This window comes from Enterobacter sp. CFEC122, from assembly GCF_052983755.1.
The window spans coordinates 323006-340564 of sequence record NZ_JBRIQR010000001.1 but is presented as its reverse complement, the minus strand read 5'-3'; the positions used below and the strand labels follow the sequence as shown (position 1 = coordinate 340564).

Below are 17559 nucleotides of genomic sequence, written 5' to 3'. Positions count from 1 at the left end.
CCTTATCAGTTGAGGCCGCGCACGGAGGAGATGAACTGCTTCAGTTCCGTGGTCTGCGGGTTAGCGAACAGCGTTTTGCTGTCGCCCTGCTCCCAGACTTTCCCCTGGTGCATAAACACCACGCGGTCGCCCACTTCGCGGGCAAAATTCATTTCATGGGTAACCAGTATGAGCGTCATCCCCTCGGCCGCCAGCTGCTCCAGCACCTTGAGCACTTCGCCCACCAGCTCCGGGTCGAGGGCGGAGGTGATCTCGTCGCAGAGTAACACTTTCGGCGACATCGCCAGCGCGCGGGCAATCGCCACGCGCTGCTGCTGGCCGCCGGAGAGGCTCGACGGGTAGTAATCCAGACGATCGCCAAGCCCCACTTTCTCCAGCATGCGCTGGGCCAATTCGCGGCATTCGGCGGCGCTTTTCTTCAGCACCCGACGCGGGGCGAGCATTACGTTTTCCAGCGCCGTCATGTGCGGGAACAGGTTGAAGCTCTGGAACACCATCCCGACCGAGCGGCTGATTTCGCGCGCCTGGGAATCCCGGTCGGTAATGGTCATGCCGCCCAGCTTGATGCTGCCGTCCTGATAGCCTTCCAGGCCGTTGATGCAGCGCAGGAGCGTGCTTTTGCCCGATCCGCTGCGCCCGATGATGGAGATCACCTGGCCCATGTCGATATCCAGATCGACGCCCTTGAGCACGTGGTTATCGGCGTAGTATTTCTGCACCTGATTAATGGTGATGAGAGGCATTGAATTTCGTCTCCAGATAGCGGCTGTAACGCGACAGCGGATAACACAGAATAAAGTAGCCCAGCGCCACCAGCGCAAAGACCTTAAACGGCTGATAGGTCACGTTGGTCAGCATGGTCCCGGCCTTGGTCAGCTCGACAAAGCCGATGATCGACGCCAGCGCGGTGCCTTTGATCACCTGCACGGCAAAGCCGACCGTCGGCGCAATGCCGATGCGCAGCGCCTGCGGAGCGACCACGCGAAACAGGGTCTGTCCAAAGGTCAGCCCCAGACAGCGCGACGCTTCCCACTGCCCCTTCGGCAGCGCGCGAATGCTGCCGTACCAGATATCGAGCAGAAACGCGCTGGTGTAAAACGTCAGCGCCAGCGAGGCGGCGGTCCACGGCGAGACGTCGATGCCGAACAGCGCCACGCCGAAGAAGGCCAGGAACAGCTGCATCAGCAGCGGCGTGCCCTGAAACAGCTCAATATAGCCGCGGATAATGCGCTTCACCGTGCGTCCGCCGGTGAGGCGCAGCAGCAGGAGCGGCAGCGTTACCACCGCCCCGCCGACGAACGCCACCAGCGACAGCAGCACCGTCCAGCGTCCGGCCAGCAGCAGGTTGCGAATAATGTCCCAGTCGGTAAAGGTGGTCATCATGCCTGCACCCCCAGCCATTTGCGTCCTGCCGCCATCATCAGCTGGCGCAGGGTAATCGACAGCGCCAGGTAAATCCCGGTGGTCACCAGATAGACCTCGAAGCTCAAAAACGTTCTGGACTGGATCAGGTTGGCGGCGAAGGTCAGCTCCTCATACGAGACCTGCGACACCACCGACGAGCCGAGCATCACGATGATGCACTGGCTCACCAGCGCCGGGTAAATGCGCTGCAGCGCGGGCGGCAGCACCACGCGAATAAAGGTCTGCAGCCGGGTCAGCCCCAGCACGCGTCCGGCCTCCCATTGGCCTTTCGGCGTGACCTGGATGCCGGCGCGGATAATCTCGGTGCTGTACGCGCCCAGGTTCACCACCATGGCCAATAGCGCCGCTTCCCCCGCCGTCATCTTCAGGCCCAGATTCGGCAGACCGAAGACGATGAAAAACAGCTGCACCACAAACGGCGTGTTGCGGATGATTTCCACGTATGCGCCCCAGATCCGGCTGTACCAGGTGGTGCGTCCGCTGCGGATCGCCGCCCCGACAATCCCTGTTGCCAGCCCGCCGACGGTCGCCATCACCGTCAGCTGAATGGTGACCCACAATCCCGCCAGCAGCGCCGGCCAGTGCGGCCAGAGGGCTGAAAAATCAAGTTGCTCCGTCATCGGCTCAGGCGCCAAGGTTTGCCGGCAGCGGGGCCTTCAGCCATTGCTCAGACAGGCCGTTCAGCGTGCCGTCCTTGATGCCCTGCTCAATCAGCGCGTCCACTTTTGCCTTCAGGGCCGGTTCATTTTTCTTCAGGCCAATGAAGCACGGCGAGTCTTTCAGCATAAAGCTCGGCACCGGTGCTTTCGCCGCGTTCTGGCGCGAAATGGCCGCCACCACGAGGTTGCCTGTTGCCACGTACTGCACCTGGCCAGAGAGGTAGGCGGAGAGCGTGGTGTTATTGTCTTCGTAGCGCTTCACGTCCGCGTCTTTCGGCGCCAGGCCGGTCAGCACCATGTCCTCCACCGCCCCGCGCGTCACGCCGATGGTTTTTCCGCTCAGCGCGGCGGCGTCCTTCAGTTCAGCCCCTTTCGGACCAAACACGCCGAGGAAGAACGGCGCGTAGGCGCGGCTGAAGTCGATTACCTTCTCGCGCTCCGGGTTTTTACCGAGGCTGGAAATGACCAGATCCACCTTGTCGGTTTGCAGGTACGGCACGCGGTTGGCGCTGGTCACCGGCACCAGCTGCAGCTTGAGCTTCATCTGTTTAGCGAGATAGCGCGCCATGTCGATGTCGTAGCCCTGCGGCTGCAGATCGGTTCCCACCGAGCCAAACGGCGGGAAATCCTGCGGAACGGCAATGCGGATGGTGCCGCGCTTCTCAATATCCTGAAGCTGGTCAGCCTTTGCCGGCAGCTGTGTGAAGAGGCATGCGGCCCCGGCCAGTGCAATTAACAGTTTTTTCATGGTGCTTCCCCGTAACGTTAACATGAAACAAAAGATTCTTTGAAGGTGATTTTGCAACTAATGTGCCAGATAACGCGAAGCGGGGATTTTTCTAATAAAGCCTTATAAAACGCGGGCGGGGCGAAAACGCTCTCCATTTTCGCCCCGCCGTTATGCACCATTTTAATGCAAAGCACCAGCCTGACGCCCCATTATCGCTGTTCGAGTTCGTCCAGCTGCTGGTAGAGGGAGGCAATCTCGTGAATGCGCGGGCGGCCCTTATCGAGAATGTCATGCAGGAAGGCGTTCGCCAGCAGGTTGATCAGACTGTTGACCGACGAATAGCTGTCATAGGCGGAGACGCTGTCCAGCGGGGTGCAGAGCTGCCAGCTCGCCAGCGGAAACAGGCTGTGGGCCTGCGGCTCACACATCAGCAGCACCGGAATACCGCTGCTCTGAAGCTGCTGCAGCAGCGGACGGATGATGCGCGGGCGACGGCGAAAGGCCATCATCACCACCAGATCGTCCGGCGTTAAGTCCACCAGCTCCTCGCTCAGGCTCTGCCCCGGCTGCGGCAGGACCAGCACCTGACCGCGCGCCTGCAGCAGCTGCTGGCGCAGATGAAGCGCCGCCGGATAAGCGTTACGCATGCCGATAATGACGATGCGCCGCGCCTTGACCATGCAGGCCATGGCGTCGGCAAACTGCTGCGCGTCAAGGGCATTGACCCACTGGGTCAGGTTCGCCATCTCCTGCTTATAGTGGCGCGCCAGCAGCGTGTTGCCCTGCACCGCGTCGCGGTTATCGGTGAGCGGCATTCCGCTCTGGCGCAGGGTGCGCAGCTCGTCGCGCATGTCCTTATATTTCTCATAGCCCAGCCGCTTAAACAGACGGCTCACCGTGGCTTTCGACACCCCGCTCAGCTGCGCAAGCTCGGCGCTGTTGTAGCTAATCAGATCGTCAAAATGGTCGAATATAAAGTCCGCCACCCGCTGCTCCTGCGGCGACAGCGACGGGTATTGTGCTTTCAGACGTTCATCTAACTGTTCCATAGCGCCTCTGTAACTTTTGTTTCATTACATTGTACCTTTTTTGTATGTATTCATTATACGTGCCAGTTTACTGAAACTTTTCTTTCAGAACTGGAACAGCTTTTGCAGCACCTTGTGACTTTAAGAGTTACGAGGACGCTTCATGCAAAGTAATGTCTCCACGCACGGCATGGCCGTTGCGCCCCACAATCTTGCCAGCCAGAGCGCGCTGGCGGTGCTGCGCGAAGGCGGCAGCGCGATAGAGGCGATGGTCGCGGCAGCGGCCACCATCGCCGTGGTTTACCCGCATATGAACGGGCTGGGCGGCGATGGTTTCTGGCTTATCGTGCCGCCGGAAGGCGACCCCATCGCCATTGACGCCAGCGGCGCGGCGGGATCGCGCGCGACGCTGGCCGCCTACGACGGGCTCGCGCAGATCCCCCATCGCGGACCGCAGGCGGCGCTGACCGTCGCCGGCACGGTCAGCGGCTGGGACGAGGCGCTGAAGGTTTCCCGTGAGATGACCGGCAAGGCGCTGCCGCTGGCCCGCCTGCTGGCCGACGCCATTGACTATGCGCAGAACGGCACCCCGGTCACGGCCTCTCAGGCCCACGCCACGGCCAGCAAGTTCGACGAGCTGAAGGCCATCCCCGGCTTCGCGGAAACCTGGCTGGTCGACGGTACGCCGCCGCAGGTCGGGAGCCGGTTTTACCAGCCCGCCATGGCCACGACCCTGACGCGTCTGGCGGAAGAGGGTCTGGACAGCTTTTATCGCGGCCCGCTGGCGGAAGTCCTGGCGCACGGCATGGAGACACTGGGTCTCCCCGTAACGCTGGCCGATCTCAACGCCCACGCGGCCCGGCGCACCACGCCGCTGAAGCTGGAGCATCAGCAGGGAGAGATCTTTAACCACGCCCCGCCAACGCAGGGGCTGGTCTCGCTGGCGATACTCGGCATCACCGACCGCCTGAACATGGCGGAGGCCGACGACGCCGACACCCTTCACCGCATCGTGGAAGCCACCAAGCTGGCCTTTGGCCTGCGCGATGCCCACATCACCGACCCACGCGCGCTGAAAACCGATGTTCAGAAACTGCTGGATCCCGCCGCCCTGCAGGCGCTTGCCGACAGGGTTGACGACGGCCGCGCCGCGCCGTGGGGAACCGGAAAAGGTCCCGGCGATACGGTGTGGATGGGGGTGATGGACAGCAGCGGGCTTGCCGTGTCGTTTATCCAGAGCCTTTATCACGAGTTCGGCAGCGGCGTGGTGCTGCCCGACACCGGCATCGTCTGGCAGAACCGGGGCGCATCGTTCAGCCTCGATCCCGCCCATCTTCTGGCCCTCGCGCCGGGCAAACAGCCGTTCCACACCCTGAACCCGGCGGCGGCGCGTCTGAAGGACGGTCGCGTGATGGTCTACGGCTCGATGGGCGGCGACGGACAGCCGCAAACCCAGGCCGCGCTCTTTACCCGCTACGTTGTCCAGGGCGTCCCCCTGCAGGAGAGCATCACCCGCCCACGCTGGCTGCTGGGGCGCACCTGGGGGCAAACCTCAGACACCTTAAAGCTTGAAGGGCGTTTTTCACCCGAGACGGTCGCGCGCCTGCGGGCACTCGGTCACGAGGTGGAGCTATTCCCTGACTTTAGTGAAGCCATGGGCCACGCGGGCGCCATTGTTCGCCACCCTAACGGGCTGTTTGAAGGGGCATTTGACCCGCGCAGCAACGGCGCGGCCGCCGGATTCTGAGGAGAAAATAATGACGACACCCCAACCCGACTGGCAGGCGTACCTGGCGCAGATGGAAACCGTACTCGGCGTGACGCTGGATGACGCCCGCCGCGCCGAGCTGCAGCTGCAGTTCGGCCGCATTGCCAGCATGGCCGCCCCGCTGATGGCGCTGCCGCTCGACGACCGTCTGGAGATCGCAGGAGTGTATAAAGCATGACGCTACACGAGATGAGTATCAGCGCTATTCAGCAGGCGCTGAGCGCGGGCGAGCTGAGCGCTCGCGAGATTGCCCGCCAGACGCTGGAGGGGATTGCGCGCGTTAACCCGCAGATCGGCGCCTGGACCGCCGTGACGGAAGCACGCATGCTCGCCGAGGCCGACAATATCGATACCCTGCGACGGGAAAAGCGTCCCCTGCCGCCGCTGGCGGGCGTACCCTACGCGGTGAAAAACCTGTTCGACGTTGCCGGTCACACCACCCTCGCCGGGGCCGAGCTGTTCAGCCAGCGCCCCGCCGCGGCCGCCGACAGCTTCGCCGTGCGCCAGCTGCGCAGCGCGGGCGGGCTGCTGACCGGGATGGTCAATATGGACGCCTACGCCTACGGCTTCACAACCGAGAACAGCCACTACGGCGCGACGCGTAACCCGCACGATCTGACGCGCATTGCGGGCGGGTCGTCCGGCGGTTCAGCCGCCGCGGTGGCCGCCGGGCTGGTGCACTTTTCGCTCGGCACCGACACCAACGGCTCGATTCGCGTTCCGGCCTCCCTGTGCGGCATCTACGGCCTGAAGCCCACCTTTGGCCGCCTGTCGCGATCCGGCAGCCATCCGTTTGTCGCGAGCCTGGATCATATCGGGCCCTTTGCGCGCCGCATATGCGACCTGGCGTCCGTGTACGACGCGCTGCAGGGCCGGGACACCAGCGACGGTTTTCAGGCAGAGAGCTCGCGCGAACAGACGCGCCCCCTGCTTGACCGCGGGCTTGACGGCCTGCGCTGCGCGGTGCTCGGCGGCTACTTCACCACCTGGTGCGACGCGGACGCCAGAGACGCCGTGGCGCGGGTGGCGAAGGCGCTCGACGTGCAGGATGAGCTTCAGTTTCCTGACGCCGAGCTGGCGCGTTCCGCGGCGTTTATCATCAGCGCCTCCGAAGGGGGAAATCAGTACCTGCCCGCGCTTCGCCGGGAGCCCGAGCGTTTTGAGCCGCACTCCCGCGAACGCCTGCTGGCCGGGGCGATGATCCCTTCCGCCTGGTACATTCAGGCCCAGCGGTTTCGCGCGCAGGCACGGCAGGCGTTTCACGCGCTGTTTGCACGGGCCGACGTGCTGATTGCCCCGGCAACGCCGCGCAGCGCCACGCGGATCGGCGAGCAGACCATGGAGATTAACGGTCAGCCGCTTCCCATCCGCGCCAGCATGGGGATGCTGACCCAGCCGATTTCGTTTTTAGGCCTGCCCGTGACCACCGTTCCGCTGCGCACCGCGCAGGGCGCGCCCATTGGCCTGCAGCTGATTGCCGCGCCGTTTAACGAGCAGGCCTGCCTGCGCGTCGCGCGGGTTCTGGAAGAGAGCGGCATCACCGATGCCCGCCCGGCGGAGATAGCAGCATGATGAATCACGATGACATTAACCTCCCGTGGGTGGTTGCCGAGGTGACGGCCGCGTTTTACCGCTATGAGGACGCGCTGGTGAGCAACAACGTTGCGGTGCTGGACGAGCTGTTCTGGCACGACAAGAACACGGTGCGGCTGGGGGCGGGGGAAAACCTGTACGGGATCGATGAAATCCGCGCCTTTCGCGCGGCGCGCCCCGCCGCCGGGCTGCAGCGGACGCTGCGGCACACCGTCATCACCACCTTCGGGGAGGATTATGCCGTATGCAGCACCGAGTTTACCCGCGAGAGCACGGAACGCATTGGCCGCCAGCAGCAGACGTGGGTGCGGTTTGCCTACGGGTGGCGCATTGTGGCGGCGCAGGTGAGTTTGATGGTGTAACGCTGAAAAACCTGCCCGGTGGCGCTGCGCTTACCGGGCCTACGATGTCCCGTATGCCATATGGGCCCTGTAGGCCGGGTAAGGCGCAGCCGCCACCCGGCAAAACATCGCACACTTACTTCTGAAACGGATGCACTTCCCGCCAGTGGTCGGCAATCTGCTGGCGGGTACAGACCCATACCCGCTCGTGCTGCTCAACGTAATCCAGGAACCGCTGCAGCGCCCGAAAACGCCCCGGTCGCCCCAGCAGGCGGCAGTGCATGCCGATGGACATCATCTTCGGCGCGCTTTCCCCCTCTTCGTACAGCACGTCAAAACTGTCCTTCAGATACGTATAAAACTGCTCGGCGGTGTTAAATCCCTGCGCGGTCGCAAAGCGCATGTCGTTCGCATCCAGCGTATACGGCACGATCAGGTGCGGCTTGCGGGAGCCGTCGCTGCAGGCCACTTCCGTCCAGAAGGGCAAATCGTCGCCGTAGTAGTCGCTGTCGTAGTCGAAGCCGCCATGCTCCACCACCAGCTGGCGCGTGTTGGGGCTGTCGCGCCCGGTGTACCAGCCCGCTGGCGGCTTGCCGAACAGGTCGGTCAGAACGTGCACCGCCTTGTGCAGGTGTTCGCGCTCCTGGCTGATGTCCATATTCTGATAGTGGATCCAGCGCCAGCCGTGGCTGACCACGTCGTAATCCGCCGCTTTGATCGCCTCAACAATCTCCGGGTGACGCGCCAGCGCCATCGCCACGCCAAAGACCGTCAGCGGCAGGCCGCGTTTCTGAAATTCATTGTGGATCCGCCAGAACCCGGCGCGGCTGCCGTATTCGTAGAGGGAGTCCATCGACATGTGTTTGTCCGGGTAGCTGGCCGCGCCGATGATGTCCGACAGGAACTGCTCGGATCCGGCATCGCCATGCAGAACGTGGTTTTCCGCCCCTTCCTCATAGTTGAGCACAAACTGCACGGCAACGCGCGCCTGATTCGGCCACCGCGCGTGCGGCGGGTTGCCCGCGTAGCCGCGCAGATCCCGCGGATAATCCTGTTTGAAAAGCCCCATTGCCACCCCCAAAAATTAAAATGGATTCAATGCCTGAAAATGCCCGCTTAACGCTTTGTTCTCCGGGAACGCCAGATCGCCGTGCTTGCTGGTCGACAGCCCCAGCGCCACCAGCGACTCCACCATCTTTACCGCCGCGCTGACGCCGTCGATCACCGGCGCGCGCAGCTCGCAGGTCAGCTCCTGCGCCAGGGTCGCCATGCCGCCGCAGCCCAGCACGATGGCACCGCAGCCATCCTCTTGCAGCGCCTGTATACAGCGCGCGCGTACTTTCTCCTGCGCCAGACCGCTGCCGTCTTCCAGCGCCAGCACCGGGAGATCGATAGCATGCAGCGCCGCGCAATGGTCCTGAAAGCCATACTGGTGCAGCAGATGACGGGCAATGATCAGCGTGCGCGGCAGCGTGGTGACCACCGAAAAGCGCGTCGCGACCAGCGTCGCCATATGCATGGCGGCTTCCGCAATGCCCACCACCGGCCCCTGCGCCAGCTCGCGCGCCGCCAGCAGGCCCGGATCGCCAAAGCAGGCGATGACGTGACCGTGCACGCCCTGCTCTCTTCCGAGCTTGACCTGTTCAAGAACGCCCACGGCGGCGATGGCCTCATCGAAGTGGCCTTCTATAGACGGCACGCCCGCGCTCGGACAGACCGCGAGGATCTCCGTCCCCGGCGCCGCCACCGCGCGGGCCGCCGCGCCGATGGTTTCCGTCATGGCGAGGCTGGTGTTGGGGTTGATCACTTGTATACAGACAGACATTACGACTCCTTGTGGCCGGCAAACAGCCGGGCAAAATCAGGCAGGCACTCGCCCGCCCGCTCGAAGCAGAGGCTGGCGACGATATGTTCAAAATGGTGCATGAGGGCATCGCTTAGTGGCTCAAGCGCCTTCTGGCGCAGCAGATCCACAAGCTGTTCGTGATCGTTGCAGCGGCATCCCTGACGCCACGGTGCGCCCCAGGTGGCGATCACCAGCGAAGAACGCTGGCTCAGGCCGGTCACCATCTCCGTGAGCACCTGGTTGCCGGAGATGGCCTGCAGCTGAATGTGGAAATTGGCGGAGTGGCGAATTGCCGCCGGACCGTCATAGGCCTCGTGCGCCTGCTGCTCTTGGCGAATAATGGCCTCCAGCGCAGCAAGGTGCGGCGGCTGGCAGTGCGCCAGCACGTCCGGCAGGTTGGCGACCTCCAGCAGTGCGCGGGTGCGGAACATGTGCCGCGCCTCTTCCACCGTCGGGCTGGCGACGTGTGCACCACGCTTGGGCGTCAGGGTGACCATTTGCACAGCGGCGAGTCGTTGAAGCACCTTGCGGATGCCCGTGCGGCTCACGCCAAAGACCTCTGCCAGCGCCTCTTCCGGCAATTTGCTCCCCGGCAGCAGCTGGTGTTCGACAATCGCGGTCATCAGCGCCTGGAAGATGGTTTCGTCTTTGTCATGCAGGTCTGGCGCGGTCTGCAGGGCGTTAATGTTGTTCATTCACCACTCCGAATTTTACTTTCCGTTATCGAATCGTATACATAAAAATAAAATATTGCATACAAGATTTATTATTTTGGCCTGGATCCTGCAACACCGTTTGCACTCCCACTCAACGGGTTTTCATTCACAGGAGCAGGTTTCATGCCAAACAGTCAAAACGCGCAGCAGGGTACGGCCGCTGATTCCGGTGCGGTTTACAGCCCACGTCTTTGCAATGAGGATCTGGCACCGACGCGTGACCAGAACTGGAGCTGGTACAACATCTTTTCGTTCTGGATGTCGGATGTTCACAGCATGGGGGGGTATGTGGTCGCCGCGAGCTTCTTTACGCTCGGGCTGGCAAGCTGGCAGGTGCTGCTCTGCCTGCTGGTGGGGATTTGCATCGTGCAGCTGTGCGCCAACCTGGTGGCCAAACCGAGCCAGATGGCGGGCGTGCCCTATGCGGTGATCAGTCGTCAGGCGTTCGGCGTGTTCGGGGCCAATATTCCGGCGGTGATCCGCGGGCTGATTGCCTTCGCGTGGTACGGGATTCAGACCTATCTCGCCGCCAACGCCCTGATGCTGGTGGCGCTGAAGTTCTGGCCATCGCTCTCTTCACTCACTACCGGCGCATTCCTGGGCCTGTCGTATCTGGGCTGGATCTGCTTTGCCATTATGTGGGTCCTGCAGGCGATGGTCTTCTGGCACGGCATGAGCGCCATCAAGCGCTTTATTGATATCGCCGGTCCGGCGGTCTATGTGGTAATGCTGGCCCTCGCCGGCTGGATTGTATACAAGACCGGTTTTGACGGGATCTCCTTTACCCTCGCCAGCAAATCCCTGAGCGCGGGCGAGCAGACCTGGCAGATGATCACCGCCACGGCGCTGGTGGTCTCCTACTTCTCCGGCCCGCTGCTCAACTTTGGCGACTTCTCCCGCTACGGCAAAAGCATGGGTGAGATCCGCCGCGGCAACCGCTGGGGGCTGCCGTTTAACTTCCTGCTGTTCTCCATCGTCACCGTGGTCATTGTCTCAGGCACCCAGTCGCTGTTTGGCCGCATGATCACCGATCCGATCGAAACCGTCAGCCGCGTGGGTAACGATCTGGCCGTGGCGATTGGCCTGCTGACGATGATCACCGCCACCATCGGGATCAACATCGTCGCGAACTTCGTCTCCCCGGCGTTTGATTTCTCAAACTGCTCGCCGCAGAAAATCAGCTTCCGCACCGGGGGCATGATCGCCGCCGTCGGTTCGATCCTGCTCACCCCGTGGAACCTGTTCAACTCGCCGGAGCTTATCCACTACACCCTGGACGTGCTCGGGGCGTTTATCGGCCCGCTGTTCGGCATTCTGATTGCCGATTTCTACCTGATTAAGCGCGGCAAGGTGTCGGTTGACGATCTGTTCGACGACACGCCAAAGGGCAAATACTGGTACCGCAACGGCTTTAACCCGAAAGCCATTGGCGCCCTGATCCCGTCCGTTGCCGTGGGCCTGGTCATCAGCTTTATCCCGGCCCTGCATGAGGTGGCAAACTTCAGCTGGTTTATCGGCGTCTTCCTCGGCGGCGTGACCTACCGCTGGCTGGCGCGGGAAGAGCGCGAGACGGCAGGCGCGACGTCGTTTGGCTCCCGCGTGGCGACGCAAAAAGAGTAACCCCTCCCCTCCGGCCGCAGCGTATCTGCGGCCCGTTCATTCTGGCACCGTTCTTGCTGAGCTTTCCCACCCCGCTACGCACACACGAAGGCAGGAACCATGATGGAATACCAGACTGCGATACGCGGTGCATTTTTTGATATTGCCCGAGTCTGCGACAGCGCAGACGCCATTGCCCGGCACGCGCGCTACCTTGAGGACGGCCTGCTGTTTATCCAGAACGGAAAAATTCTGGCGCAGATGCCGTGGCAGGAGGGCGAGCAGTATCTTGCCCCCCACAAGGGCTATACCGACCTGCGCGGCAGGCTGCTGCTGCCCGGTTTTGTCGACACCCACGTCCATTACCCGCAAACGGAGATGATCGGCGCCTTTGGCGAACAGCTGCTGGAGTGGCTGACCACCTACACCTTCCCGGTGGAGAGCCAGTTTGCCGATGAGGCCTACGCGAAAGAGATCGCTGAATTTTTCATTCAGCAGCTGGTGAGCAACGGCACCACCACCGCGCTGGTGTTTTGCACGCTGCATCCGGAATCGGTCGAGGCGCTGTTTACCGAAGCCCTGCGCCTCAATATGCGCCTTATCGCCGGAAAGGTGATGATGGACCGACACGCGCCGGACTACCTGAGCGAAGACGCGAAGCAGAGCTACCGGCAGACGCGGGCGCTGATCCAGCGCTGGCATCACCGTGGGCGGCTGGGCTATGCCATTACGCCGCGCTTTGCCCCGACCTCATCACCCGAGCTGCTTGCGGCGGTCAGCCTGCTCAGAGAGGAGTTCCCGGACACCTGGCTGCAGACCCACCTGAGCGAAAACCCCAACGAAGTGGCCTGGGTGAGCGATCTCTGGCCGGAGCATGAGCGCTATCTGGACGTGTATCACCACTACGGCCTGACCGGCGAGCGCAGCGTGTTTGCCCACGCGATCCATCTGCACCATAGCGAGTGGCAGTGCCTGCATGACACCGGCTCGGCGGTGGCGTTTTGTCCCACCTCGAACCTGTTTCTCGGTAGCGGGCTGTTTCGCCTGCCCGCCTGCTGGCAGCACAGGGTGCGGATGGGCATCGGCACCGACGTCGGCGCGGGCACCACCTTCAGCATGCTGCGCACCCTGGGAGAGGCCTACAAGGTCGGGCAGCTTCAGAGCTATCGCCTGCGCGCCAGCGAGGCGTTTTATCACGCCACGCTGGGCGGCGCGCACGCCCTCCGGCTGGACGACAAGATTGGTAACTTCGCGGCAGGCAAAGAGGCGGATTTTGTGGTTATCGACCCCAACGTCACGCCGCTGCAGCGCCTGCGCAATCGGCGCTGCCAGGATATCTACGAGCAGCTTTTCGTGCTGATGACCCTGGGCGACGAGCGCAACATCAGCGAGACCTGGGTCAACGGCGAGCGGGTGTGGTCAACTGCCCCGGTAGGTTGACCATCCGCCGGGGGCAATCACAAACGGCAGATGGAAGTGTTCGTCTGCCGTTTCTCCCGTGACAAACTCAATGTGCGCGCAGGGATAGATCGTCTTCCGGCCGGTATCGCTAAACCACGCCCCGATCTCCGCCACCAGCCGATAGCGGCCCGCGGTCAGAGAGGGAACGAACGCGGCGATGCGCCCCTGGGCGTTGGTCACGCCCGTGGCCAGCGTCTTCCCGTCCTGTTGCAGATGAACCGTCACGCCCTCCGCGGGCTTGCCCGTCGAAATATCGAGAATATGGGTGCTGAGTGTGCTCATTCGTGGATGACTCCTTCCAGGCGCAGCAGCGTAATTTCCCGCAGCTGTTCCAGCGCGGCATGGATTTCCTGCGCGTCGCTGTTCTCCAGCCGCGCGTGCAGGGCCTGTAATATCTCCTCGCCGCTGCGGCCCTTCGCGCGGATCAGAAAGACGCGTCCAAAGCGGGCTTCGTAGCGGGCGTTGCCTTCACGCAGCGCCCGGGCAAGAGCAGCATCGCGGTCATTCACCGCCCCCTGCTCCTGGCGCGACAGCGCCGCCTCCGCCGCTGAACCCGCTGGCTTTTCCCCGATGCGCGGATGGGCGCTCAGGGCTTGCGCCAGCGCCGCTTCGTCCCAGTTTTGCATCAGCGATTTCGCCGTACTGAACAATTCGTCCCGGCTGGCGTAAGGCCGCCCGTGAACCAGCGCATCGGCCCAGCGGGGAAGCGCCACGCAGGGGTGAATCAGCGCTAACGCCTGTTCATGGGGAAGATGATTGAAGTCGTGCAGTGCGATCATAGTGTCTCCTTTATTGTCCTTCTCCAGGCTATTGCACAAACCACGCCACCCTGAGCACAGGCGTGAAACAGTCGATTCCACAAGGTCGACCAGGAAATTTTTGATTCTTAAAAAGGCACGCTCACCGCGTTTACGCACCTTAGCAGTGCAAACGTCTGCCTTACAACGCTGTTTTCGCCATGCTGCAGCCTGGTACGCAAATTGCTGACTGTCTTTACACCCTGCAAAAGGAGAGAAGCATGAAAGCAATCGTTATTGGCGCGGGTATTGGCGGCCTGAGCGCCGCCGTCGCGCTGAAGAAAGCGGGCATCGACTGTACCGTGTTTGAAGCCGTAAAGGAGATCAGGCCCGTCGGGGCGGCCATCTCCATCTGGCCTAACGGCGTGAAATGCATGCAGCACCTCGGCATGGGCGACATCATCGAGACCTGGGGCGGGCCGATGCGTTTTATGGCCTACAAGGATTACCGGCGCGGCGATACCCTGACCCGCTTTAGCCTTGCCCCGCTGGTTGAGCGTACCGGCGGGCGCCCCTGCCCCGTCTCGCGCGCTGAGCTTCAGCGCGAAATGCTGGACTTCTGGGGTCGCGACAAGGTGCAGTTTGGCAAGCGCGTCGAAGGCGTCCATGAAGACGACGCGGGCGTGAGCGTGACCTTCACCGATGGCACCACCGCCGCCGGGGATTTCCTGATTGCCGCCGACGGCAGCCACTCGGCGGTTCGCCCGTACGTGCTGGGATACACCCCGGAGCGCCGCTACGCGGGCTATGTGAACTGGAACGGGCTGGTGAAGATTGACGAAGAGATCGCCCCGGCGCACCAGTGGACCACCTTCGTTGGCGAAGGCAAACGCGTGTCGCTGATGCCCGTCTCCGGCGGACGCTTCTATTTCTTTTTTGACGTGCCGCTGCCCGCAGGCCTGGCGGAGGATCGCACCACCCTGCGCGCCGATCTCACGGGCTACTTCCGCGGCTGGGCGCCGCCGGTGCAAAAGCTTATCGCGGCGCTGGATCCTGAAACGACCAATCGGATTGAAATCCACGACATTGAGCCGTTCGACAGCCTGGTGCGCGGCAACGTCGCGCTGCTGGGCGATGCCGGGCACAGCACCACGCCGGATATCGGCCAGGGCGGCTGTGCAGCGATGGAAGACGCCGTGGTGCTGGGGGAATGCCTGCGTGAAAACCACAACATCACGCTGGCGCTGCGGCAGTACGAGGCGCTGCGCTGCGACCGCGTACGCGACCTGGTGCTGAAGGCGCGCAAGCGCTGCGACGTCACCCACGGCAAAGATATGGCGTTGACGCAGGCCTGGTATCAGGAGCTCAAAGAGGAGACCGGAGAGCGCATCATCAACGGTCTGTGCGAGACCATTCAGGGCGGCCCATTAGGCTGAACGCAAGAGGGACAACGATGAAAAGAGAACCGACCCCACCCGCCCACTGTACGTTTGAGCCAGAGGACTGGCTGCGTCTGGCGAAATGCTGGCATCCGGTCGCGCGCGCCTGCGACGTCGGTCCGGCGCCGGTCAAAGCGACGCTGCTGGATGAGCAGCTGGTGATTTACCGGATTAACGACCAGGTCGTGGTTGCCCGCGACGTGTGCCCGCACCGCGGCGTGCCGCTGACGCTCGGCTTTCACGACGAGCACGGGATTATCTGCCCCTATCATGGATTACGCTTTGGGGAGGACGGCCGCTGCAACCGCATTCCGTCCAGCCCCGACCAGCCCGTTCCGGCGAAGCTGAACCTGATTAACTACGCCGTGGAGGAGCGGTTCGGACTGATCTGGGCCTGCCTGGCCTATGATCCGGAAAACCCCGCGCCGCTGCCCGCCATGCCGCACTGGGATGACGACGGATTTCAGCAGATTAACTGCCCGGCGTTTGAGGTGAACGGCTTCGCCGGACGTCAGGTAGAGGGTTTTCTGGACGTGGCGCACTTTGCGTGGATCCACACCGAAACCTTTGCCGACCCCAATAATCCGCTGGTGCCTGCCTATCAGCCACAGGAGACGCCGTTCGGCTTCGTGGCGGATTACTGGAGCGCCGTGAGCAACTATCCCGCCAGTTCCCCCGTGCAGGCTCCGGAAGGGTTCCAGTGGCTGCGCCATTTTGAAATGCACCTGCCGTTCACCGCCACCCTGACGATTCATTTTCCGGGTGAATCGAGACTGGTCATTATGAACGCCGCATCACCGGTATCATCGCGCGTGACCCGCATGTTCGCCCCTATTGCCCGCAATTTTGACCTGCATATTCCGGTGGAGGACGTGCATGCCTTCAACCTGCGGATTTTTGAAGAGGATCGCCTGATGGTGGAAACCCAGCGCCCGGAAAACCTGCCGCTGGACCTGACGCTGGAAGCGCATATCCCCGCGGATAAAAGCTCGATTGCCTACCGTCGGGGGCTGAAGAAAATGGGCTTTGGCGAGTTTTTCCTGGTATGACGGAGGCCAATATGCTGAGCGTAATTGTTGACGGGCTGTGGCGCGAGGGCGACAAAAGCCTCGCCGTCAGGCTGGTGGCTGATAACGGCGACGCGCTGCCGGCGTGGCAGCCCGGGGCGCACGTTGATGTCCACCTGCCCTGCGGCGTGGTGCGCCCGTATTCCCTGACCGGAGCATGTGGGGACGAGAGCTATCTTATTTGCGTGGGGCGTGAAACCGCCTCGCGCGGAGGGTCGCGCTACGTTCACGAGACGCTGCGTCCCGGGCAGAAGCTGATGATATCGGCTCCACGCAACCTGTTTCCGCTGCAGCAGGCAGAGCGGGTTTTGCTCCTGGCGGCGGGGATCGGCATTACGCCGCTGTATGCGATGGCCCTGCAGCTGAAGGCGACCGGAACGCCGTTCACGCTGCATTATTACGTCAGAAACCGGGAAAGCGCGGCGTTTGAGCGCGAACTCTCCCGGCTCGGTGGGTGCCTCATTCATACCACCAGCCCGCGCACAGCGCTGGCGGCACATCTCCCCGCGGCCGAATCGGGCCTTCACGCCTGGGTCTGTGGTCCGGCAGGTTTTATGGAAAAAGTGCGTGAGGTGGCGGCGGCAAAGGGATGGGATGACGCCCATCTTCACAGCGAGGCGTTTCAGCCCGTTGCGCCCGCCGCAGGCGGTGAAGCCGGGGAGATCTTCACGGTCAAACTGGCCTCCACCGGGGAGCGCTGGCCGGTGCCTGCGGATAAAACCATCGCCCAGGTGCTGCAGGAAAATGGCGTGGCGGTCCCGCTTTCCTGTGAGATGGGGATCTGCGGCGCCTGCCTGACGCCGGTGATTGACGGCGTAGTGGATCACCGGGATAGCGTGCAGTCGGAGGCGGAAAAAGGCGCGATGGACCAGCAGGTGGCGCTGTGCTGTTCGCGAAGCTATTCCGGGGAGCTGGTGATTGGGCTGTAAAACGAAAAAACCCTGCGATATTGCTATCGCAGGGTTTTCGAATTTGGCGGAAGCGTAGAGATTCGAACTCTAGAACCCTTTCGGGTCGCCGGTTTTCAAGACCGGTGCCTTCAACCGCTCGGCCACGCTTCCAAAGTGAGGCGCACTATAAACATCTATTAGCGCCTTGTAAAGCAGGAATTTTTCGATTTTTCCCCACGGGCGTTTGACTGCGCAAAAAG

The 17559-nt window shown here is 62.6% G+C and carries 18 protein-coding genes, 1 tRNA gene and 1 pseudogene; 9 read left to right on the top strand and 11 right to left on the bottom strand.

Annotation, left to right across the window (positions count from 1 at the left end; genetic code table 11):
• Positions 1–5: 5 nt before the first annotated feature.
• The 5 genes from ACVCAM_RS01565 to hpxU all read right to left on the bottom strand — a co-directional run bounded on the left by ACVCAM_RS01565 (position 6) and on the right by hpxU (position 3863).
• Positions 6–743 carry an amino acid ABC transporter ATP-binding protein gene (locus tag ACVCAM_RS01565; protein WP_407223226.1) on the bottom strand — a complete coding sequence of 246 codons (738 nt, stop codon included), beginning with the start codon at positions 741–743 and terminating at the stop codon, positions 6–8.
• On the bottom strand, positions 724–1380 hold the full coding sequence (locus ACVCAM_RS01560) for an amino acid ABC transporter permease (RefSeq protein WP_071882588.1): 657 nt from the start codon (positions 1378–1380) through the stop codon (positions 724–726). Before ACVCAM_RS01560 ends, ACVCAM_RS01565 begins: the two co-directional genes overlap by 20 nt.
• Positions 1380–2045 carry an amino acid ABC transporter permease gene (locus ACVCAM_RS01555; RefSeq protein ID WP_045354435.1) on the bottom strand — a complete coding sequence of 222 codons (666 nt, stop codon included), beginning with the start codon at positions 2043–2045 and terminating at the stop codon, positions 1380–1382. Before ACVCAM_RS01555 ends, ACVCAM_RS01560 begins: the two co-directional genes overlap by 1 nt.
• A 4-nt stretch (positions 2046–2049) precedes the next feature.
• Positions 2050–2832 (bottom strand): transporter substrate-binding domain-containing protein, encoded by a 783-nt coding sequence (locus ACVCAM_RS01550; RefSeq protein ID WP_008499846.1) that lies wholly within the window; start codon positions 2830–2832, stop codon positions 2050–2052.
• Positions 2833–3023: 191 nt separating this feature from the next.
• Positions 3024–3863 (bottom strand): MurR/RpiR family transcriptional regulator HpxU, encoded by an 840-nt coding sequence (hpxU, locus tag ACVCAM_RS01545; protein ID WP_320737523.1) that lies wholly within the window; start codon positions 3861–3863, stop codon positions 3024–3026.
• Positions 3864–4005: 142 nt separating this feature from the next.
• Here hpxU and hpxW point away from each other — a divergent pair, with 142 nt between their 5' ends.
• The 4 genes from hpxW to hpxZ are packed head-to-tail and all read left to right on the top strand — an operon-like array spanning position 4006 to position 7565.
• Positions 4006–5589: an oxamate amidohydrolase gene (hpxW, locus tag ACVCAM_RS01540; RefSeq protein WP_407223225.1), complete on the top strand. Its 1584-nt coding sequence runs from the start codon at positions 4006–4008 to the stop codon at positions 5587–5589.
• Between the two features lie 10 nt (positions 5590–5599).
• The gene (hpxX, locus tag ACVCAM_RS01535) at positions 5600–5788 is read left to right on the top strand and encodes an oxalurate catabolism protein HpxX (RefSeq protein ID WP_407223224.1); all 189 of its coding nucleotides are present in this window, start codon (positions 5600–5602) and stop codon (positions 5786–5788) included.
• Entirely contained in the window at positions 5785–7182 is a 1398-nt protein-coding gene (locus tag ACVCAM_RS01530; RefSeq protein ID WP_407223223.1) for an AtzE family amidohydrolase, read from the top strand. The genes hpxX and ACVCAM_RS01530 overlap by 4 nt, the downstream gene beginning before the upstream one ends.
• Complete coding sequence (gene hpxZ, locus ACVCAM_RS01525) at positions 7179–7565, top strand: oxalurate catabolism protein HpxZ (protein ID WP_008499851.1); 387 nt, start codon at positions 7179–7181, stop codon at positions 7563–7565. Before ACVCAM_RS01530 ends, hpxZ begins: the two co-directional genes overlap by 4 nt.
• A 115-nt stretch (positions 7566–7680) precedes the next feature.
• Here the strand turns inward: hpxZ and puuE are convergent, their stop codons facing one another.
• The 3 genes and pseudogenes from puuE to ACVCAM_RS01510 all read right to left on the bottom strand — a co-directional run bounded on the left by puuE (position 7681) and on the right by ACVCAM_RS01510 (position 10085).
• The gene (gene puuE, locus ACVCAM_RS01520; protein WP_407223222.1) at positions 7681–8613 is read right to left on the bottom strand and encodes an allantoinase PuuE; all 933 of its coding nucleotides are present in this window, start codon (positions 8611–8613) and stop codon (positions 7681–7683) included.
• Positions 8498–9369, bottom strand: a pseudogene (hpxA, locus tag ACVCAM_RS01515) (allantoin racemase). Before hpxA ends, puuE begins: the two are co-directional and overlap by 116 nt.
• Positions 9369–10085, bottom strand: a complete 717-nt coding sequence (locus ACVCAM_RS01510) for a GntR family transcriptional regulator (RefSeq protein ID WP_407223221.1) — start codon at positions 10083–10085, stop codon at positions 9369–9371. Before ACVCAM_RS01510 ends, hpxA begins: the two are co-directional and overlap by 1 nt.
• 144 nt (positions 10086–10229) lie before the next feature.
• On the opposite strand from ACVCAM_RS01510, the gene ACVCAM_RS01505 reads away from it, so the two are divergent.
• Both ACVCAM_RS01505 and guaD read left to right on the top strand, forming a co-directional pair.
• A complete protein-coding gene (locus tag ACVCAM_RS01505; protein WP_407223220.1) occupies positions 10230–11726 on the top strand; it encodes an NCS1 family nucleobase:cation symporter-1 in 1497 nt (498 codons plus the stop codon).
• A gap of 102 nt (positions 11727–11828) precedes the next feature.
• Positions 11829–13145: a guanine deaminase gene (gene guaD / locus ACVCAM_RS01500; protein ID WP_407223786.1), complete on the top strand. Its 1317-nt coding sequence runs from the start codon at positions 11829–11831 to the stop codon at positions 13143–13145.
• Here the strand turns inward: guaD and uraH are convergent.
• Positions 13125–13448: a hydroxyisourate hydrolase gene (gene uraH, locus ACVCAM_RS01495; RefSeq protein ID WP_063418631.1), complete on the bottom strand. Its 324-nt coding sequence runs from the start codon at positions 13446–13448 to the stop codon at positions 13125–13127. The two genes, guaD and uraH, sit on opposite strands and share 21 nt — an antisense overlap.
• Positions 13445–13945: a 2-oxo-4-hydroxy-4-carboxy-5-ureidoimidazoline decarboxylase gene (gene uraD / locus ACVCAM_RS01490; protein ID WP_045406706.1), complete on the bottom strand. Its 501-nt coding sequence runs from the start codon at positions 13943–13945 to the stop codon at positions 13445–13447. The genes uraH and uraD overlap by 4 nt, the downstream gene beginning before the upstream one ends.
• A gap of 239 nt (positions 13946–14184) precedes the next feature.
• Between uraD and hpxO the strand changes: the two genes are divergently transcribed.
• From hpxO to ACVCAM_RS01475, 3 genes are read left to right on the top strand one after another with little or no spacing between them, the layout of a single operon-like run.
• The gene (hpxO, locus tag ACVCAM_RS01485) at positions 14185–15339 is read left to right on the top strand and encodes an FAD-dependent urate hydroxylase HpxO (RefSeq protein WP_021240834.1); all 1155 of its coding nucleotides are present in this window, start codon (positions 14185–14187) and stop codon (positions 15337–15339) included.
• Between the two features lie 17 nt (positions 15340–15356).
• A complete protein-coding gene (gene hpxD / locus ACVCAM_RS01480) occupies positions 15357–16391 on the top strand; it encodes a molybdenum cofactor-independent xanthine hydroxylase subunit HpxD (RefSeq protein WP_047747667.1) in 1035 nt (344 codons plus the stop codon).
• Between the two features lie 11 nt (positions 16392–16402).
• Positions 16403–17338 (top strand): PDR/VanB family oxidoreductase, encoded by a 936-nt coding sequence (locus ACVCAM_RS01475; protein ID WP_407223219.1) that lies wholly within the window; start codon positions 16403–16405, stop codon positions 17336–17338.
• Between the two features lie 44 nt (positions 17339–17382).
• Here ACVCAM_RS01475 and ACVCAM_RS01470 read toward each other — a convergent pair.
• Positions 17383–17470, bottom strand: a tRNA-Ser gene (locus ACVCAM_RS01470).
• Between the last annotated feature and the right edge of the window lie 89 nt (positions 17471–17559).

What these genes read in the sequence shown, in the direction of transcription:
- ACVCAM_RS01530 (WP_407223223.1), top strand. Translation starts at nt 5,785, where the DNA reads ATGACGCTACACGAGATGAGTATCAGCGCTATTCAGCAGGCGCTGAGC.
- ACVCAM_RS01505 (WP_407223220.1), top strand. Translation starts at nt 10,230, where the DNA reads ATGCCAAACAGTCAAAACGCGCAGCAGGGTACGGCCGCTGATTCCGGT.
- hpxU (WP_320737523.1), bottom strand. Translation starts at nt 3,863, where the DNA reads ATGGAACAGTTAGATGAACGTCTGAAAGCACAATACCCGTCGCTGTCG.
- puuE (WP_407223222.1), bottom strand. Translation starts at nt 8,613, where the DNA reads ATGGGGCTTTTCAAACAGGATTATCCGCGGGATCTGCGCGGCTACGCG.
- guaD (WP_407223786.1), top strand. Translation starts at nt 11,829, where the DNA reads ATGGAATACCAGACTGCGATACGCGGTGCATTTTTTGATATTGCCCGA.
- hpxW (WP_407223225.1), top strand. Translation starts at nt 4,006, where the DNA reads ATGCAAAGTAATGTCTCCACGCACGGCATGGCCGTTGCGCCCCACAAT.
- uraD (WP_045406706.1), bottom strand. Translation starts at nt 13,945, where the DNA reads ATGATCGCACTGCACGACTTCAATCATCTTCCCCATGAACAGGCGTTA.
- ACVCAM_RS01475 (WP_407223219.1), top strand. Translation starts at nt 16,403, where the DNA reads ATGCTGAGCGTAATTGTTGACGGGCTGTGGCGCGAGGGCGACAAAAGC.
- hpxD (WP_047747667.1), top strand. Translation starts at nt 15,357, where the DNA reads ATGAAAAGAGAACCGACCCCACCCGCCCACTGTACGTTTGAGCCAGAG.
- ACVCAM_RS01565 (WP_407223226.1), bottom strand. Translation starts at nt 743, where the DNA reads ATGCCTCTCATCACCATTAATCAGGTGCAGAAATACTACGCCGATAAC.
- hpxZ (WP_008499851.1), top strand. Translation starts at nt 7,179, where the DNA reads ATGATGAATCACGATGACATTAACCTCCCGTGGGTGGTTGCCGAGGTG.
- ACVCAM_RS01510 (WP_407223221.1), bottom strand. Translation starts at nt 10,085, where the DNA reads ATGAACAACATTAACGCCCTGCAGACCGCGCCAGACCTGCATGACAAA.
- ACVCAM_RS01550 (WP_008499846.1), bottom strand. Translation starts at nt 2,832, where the DNA reads ATGAAAAAACTGTTAATTGCACTGGCCGGGGCCGCATGCCTCTTCACA.
- ACVCAM_RS01560 (WP_071882588.1), bottom strand. Translation starts at nt 1,380, where the DNA reads ATGACCACCTTTACCGACTGGGACATTATTCGCAACCTGCTGCTGGCC.
- uraH (WP_063418631.1), bottom strand. Translation starts at nt 13,448, where the DNA reads ATGAGCACACTCAGCACCCATATTCTCGATATTTCGACGGGCAAGCCC.
- hpxX (WP_407223224.1), top strand. Translation starts at nt 5,600, where the DNA reads ATGACGACACCCCAACCCGACTGGCAGGCGTACCTGGCGCAGATGGAA.
- hpxO (WP_021240834.1), top strand. Translation starts at nt 14,185, where the DNA reads ATGAAAGCAATCGTTATTGGCGCGGGTATTGGCGGCCTGAGCGCCGCC.
- ACVCAM_RS01555 (WP_045354435.1), bottom strand. Translation starts at nt 2,045, where the DNA reads ATGACGGAGCAACTTGATTTTTCAGCCCTCTGGCCGCACTGGCCGGCG.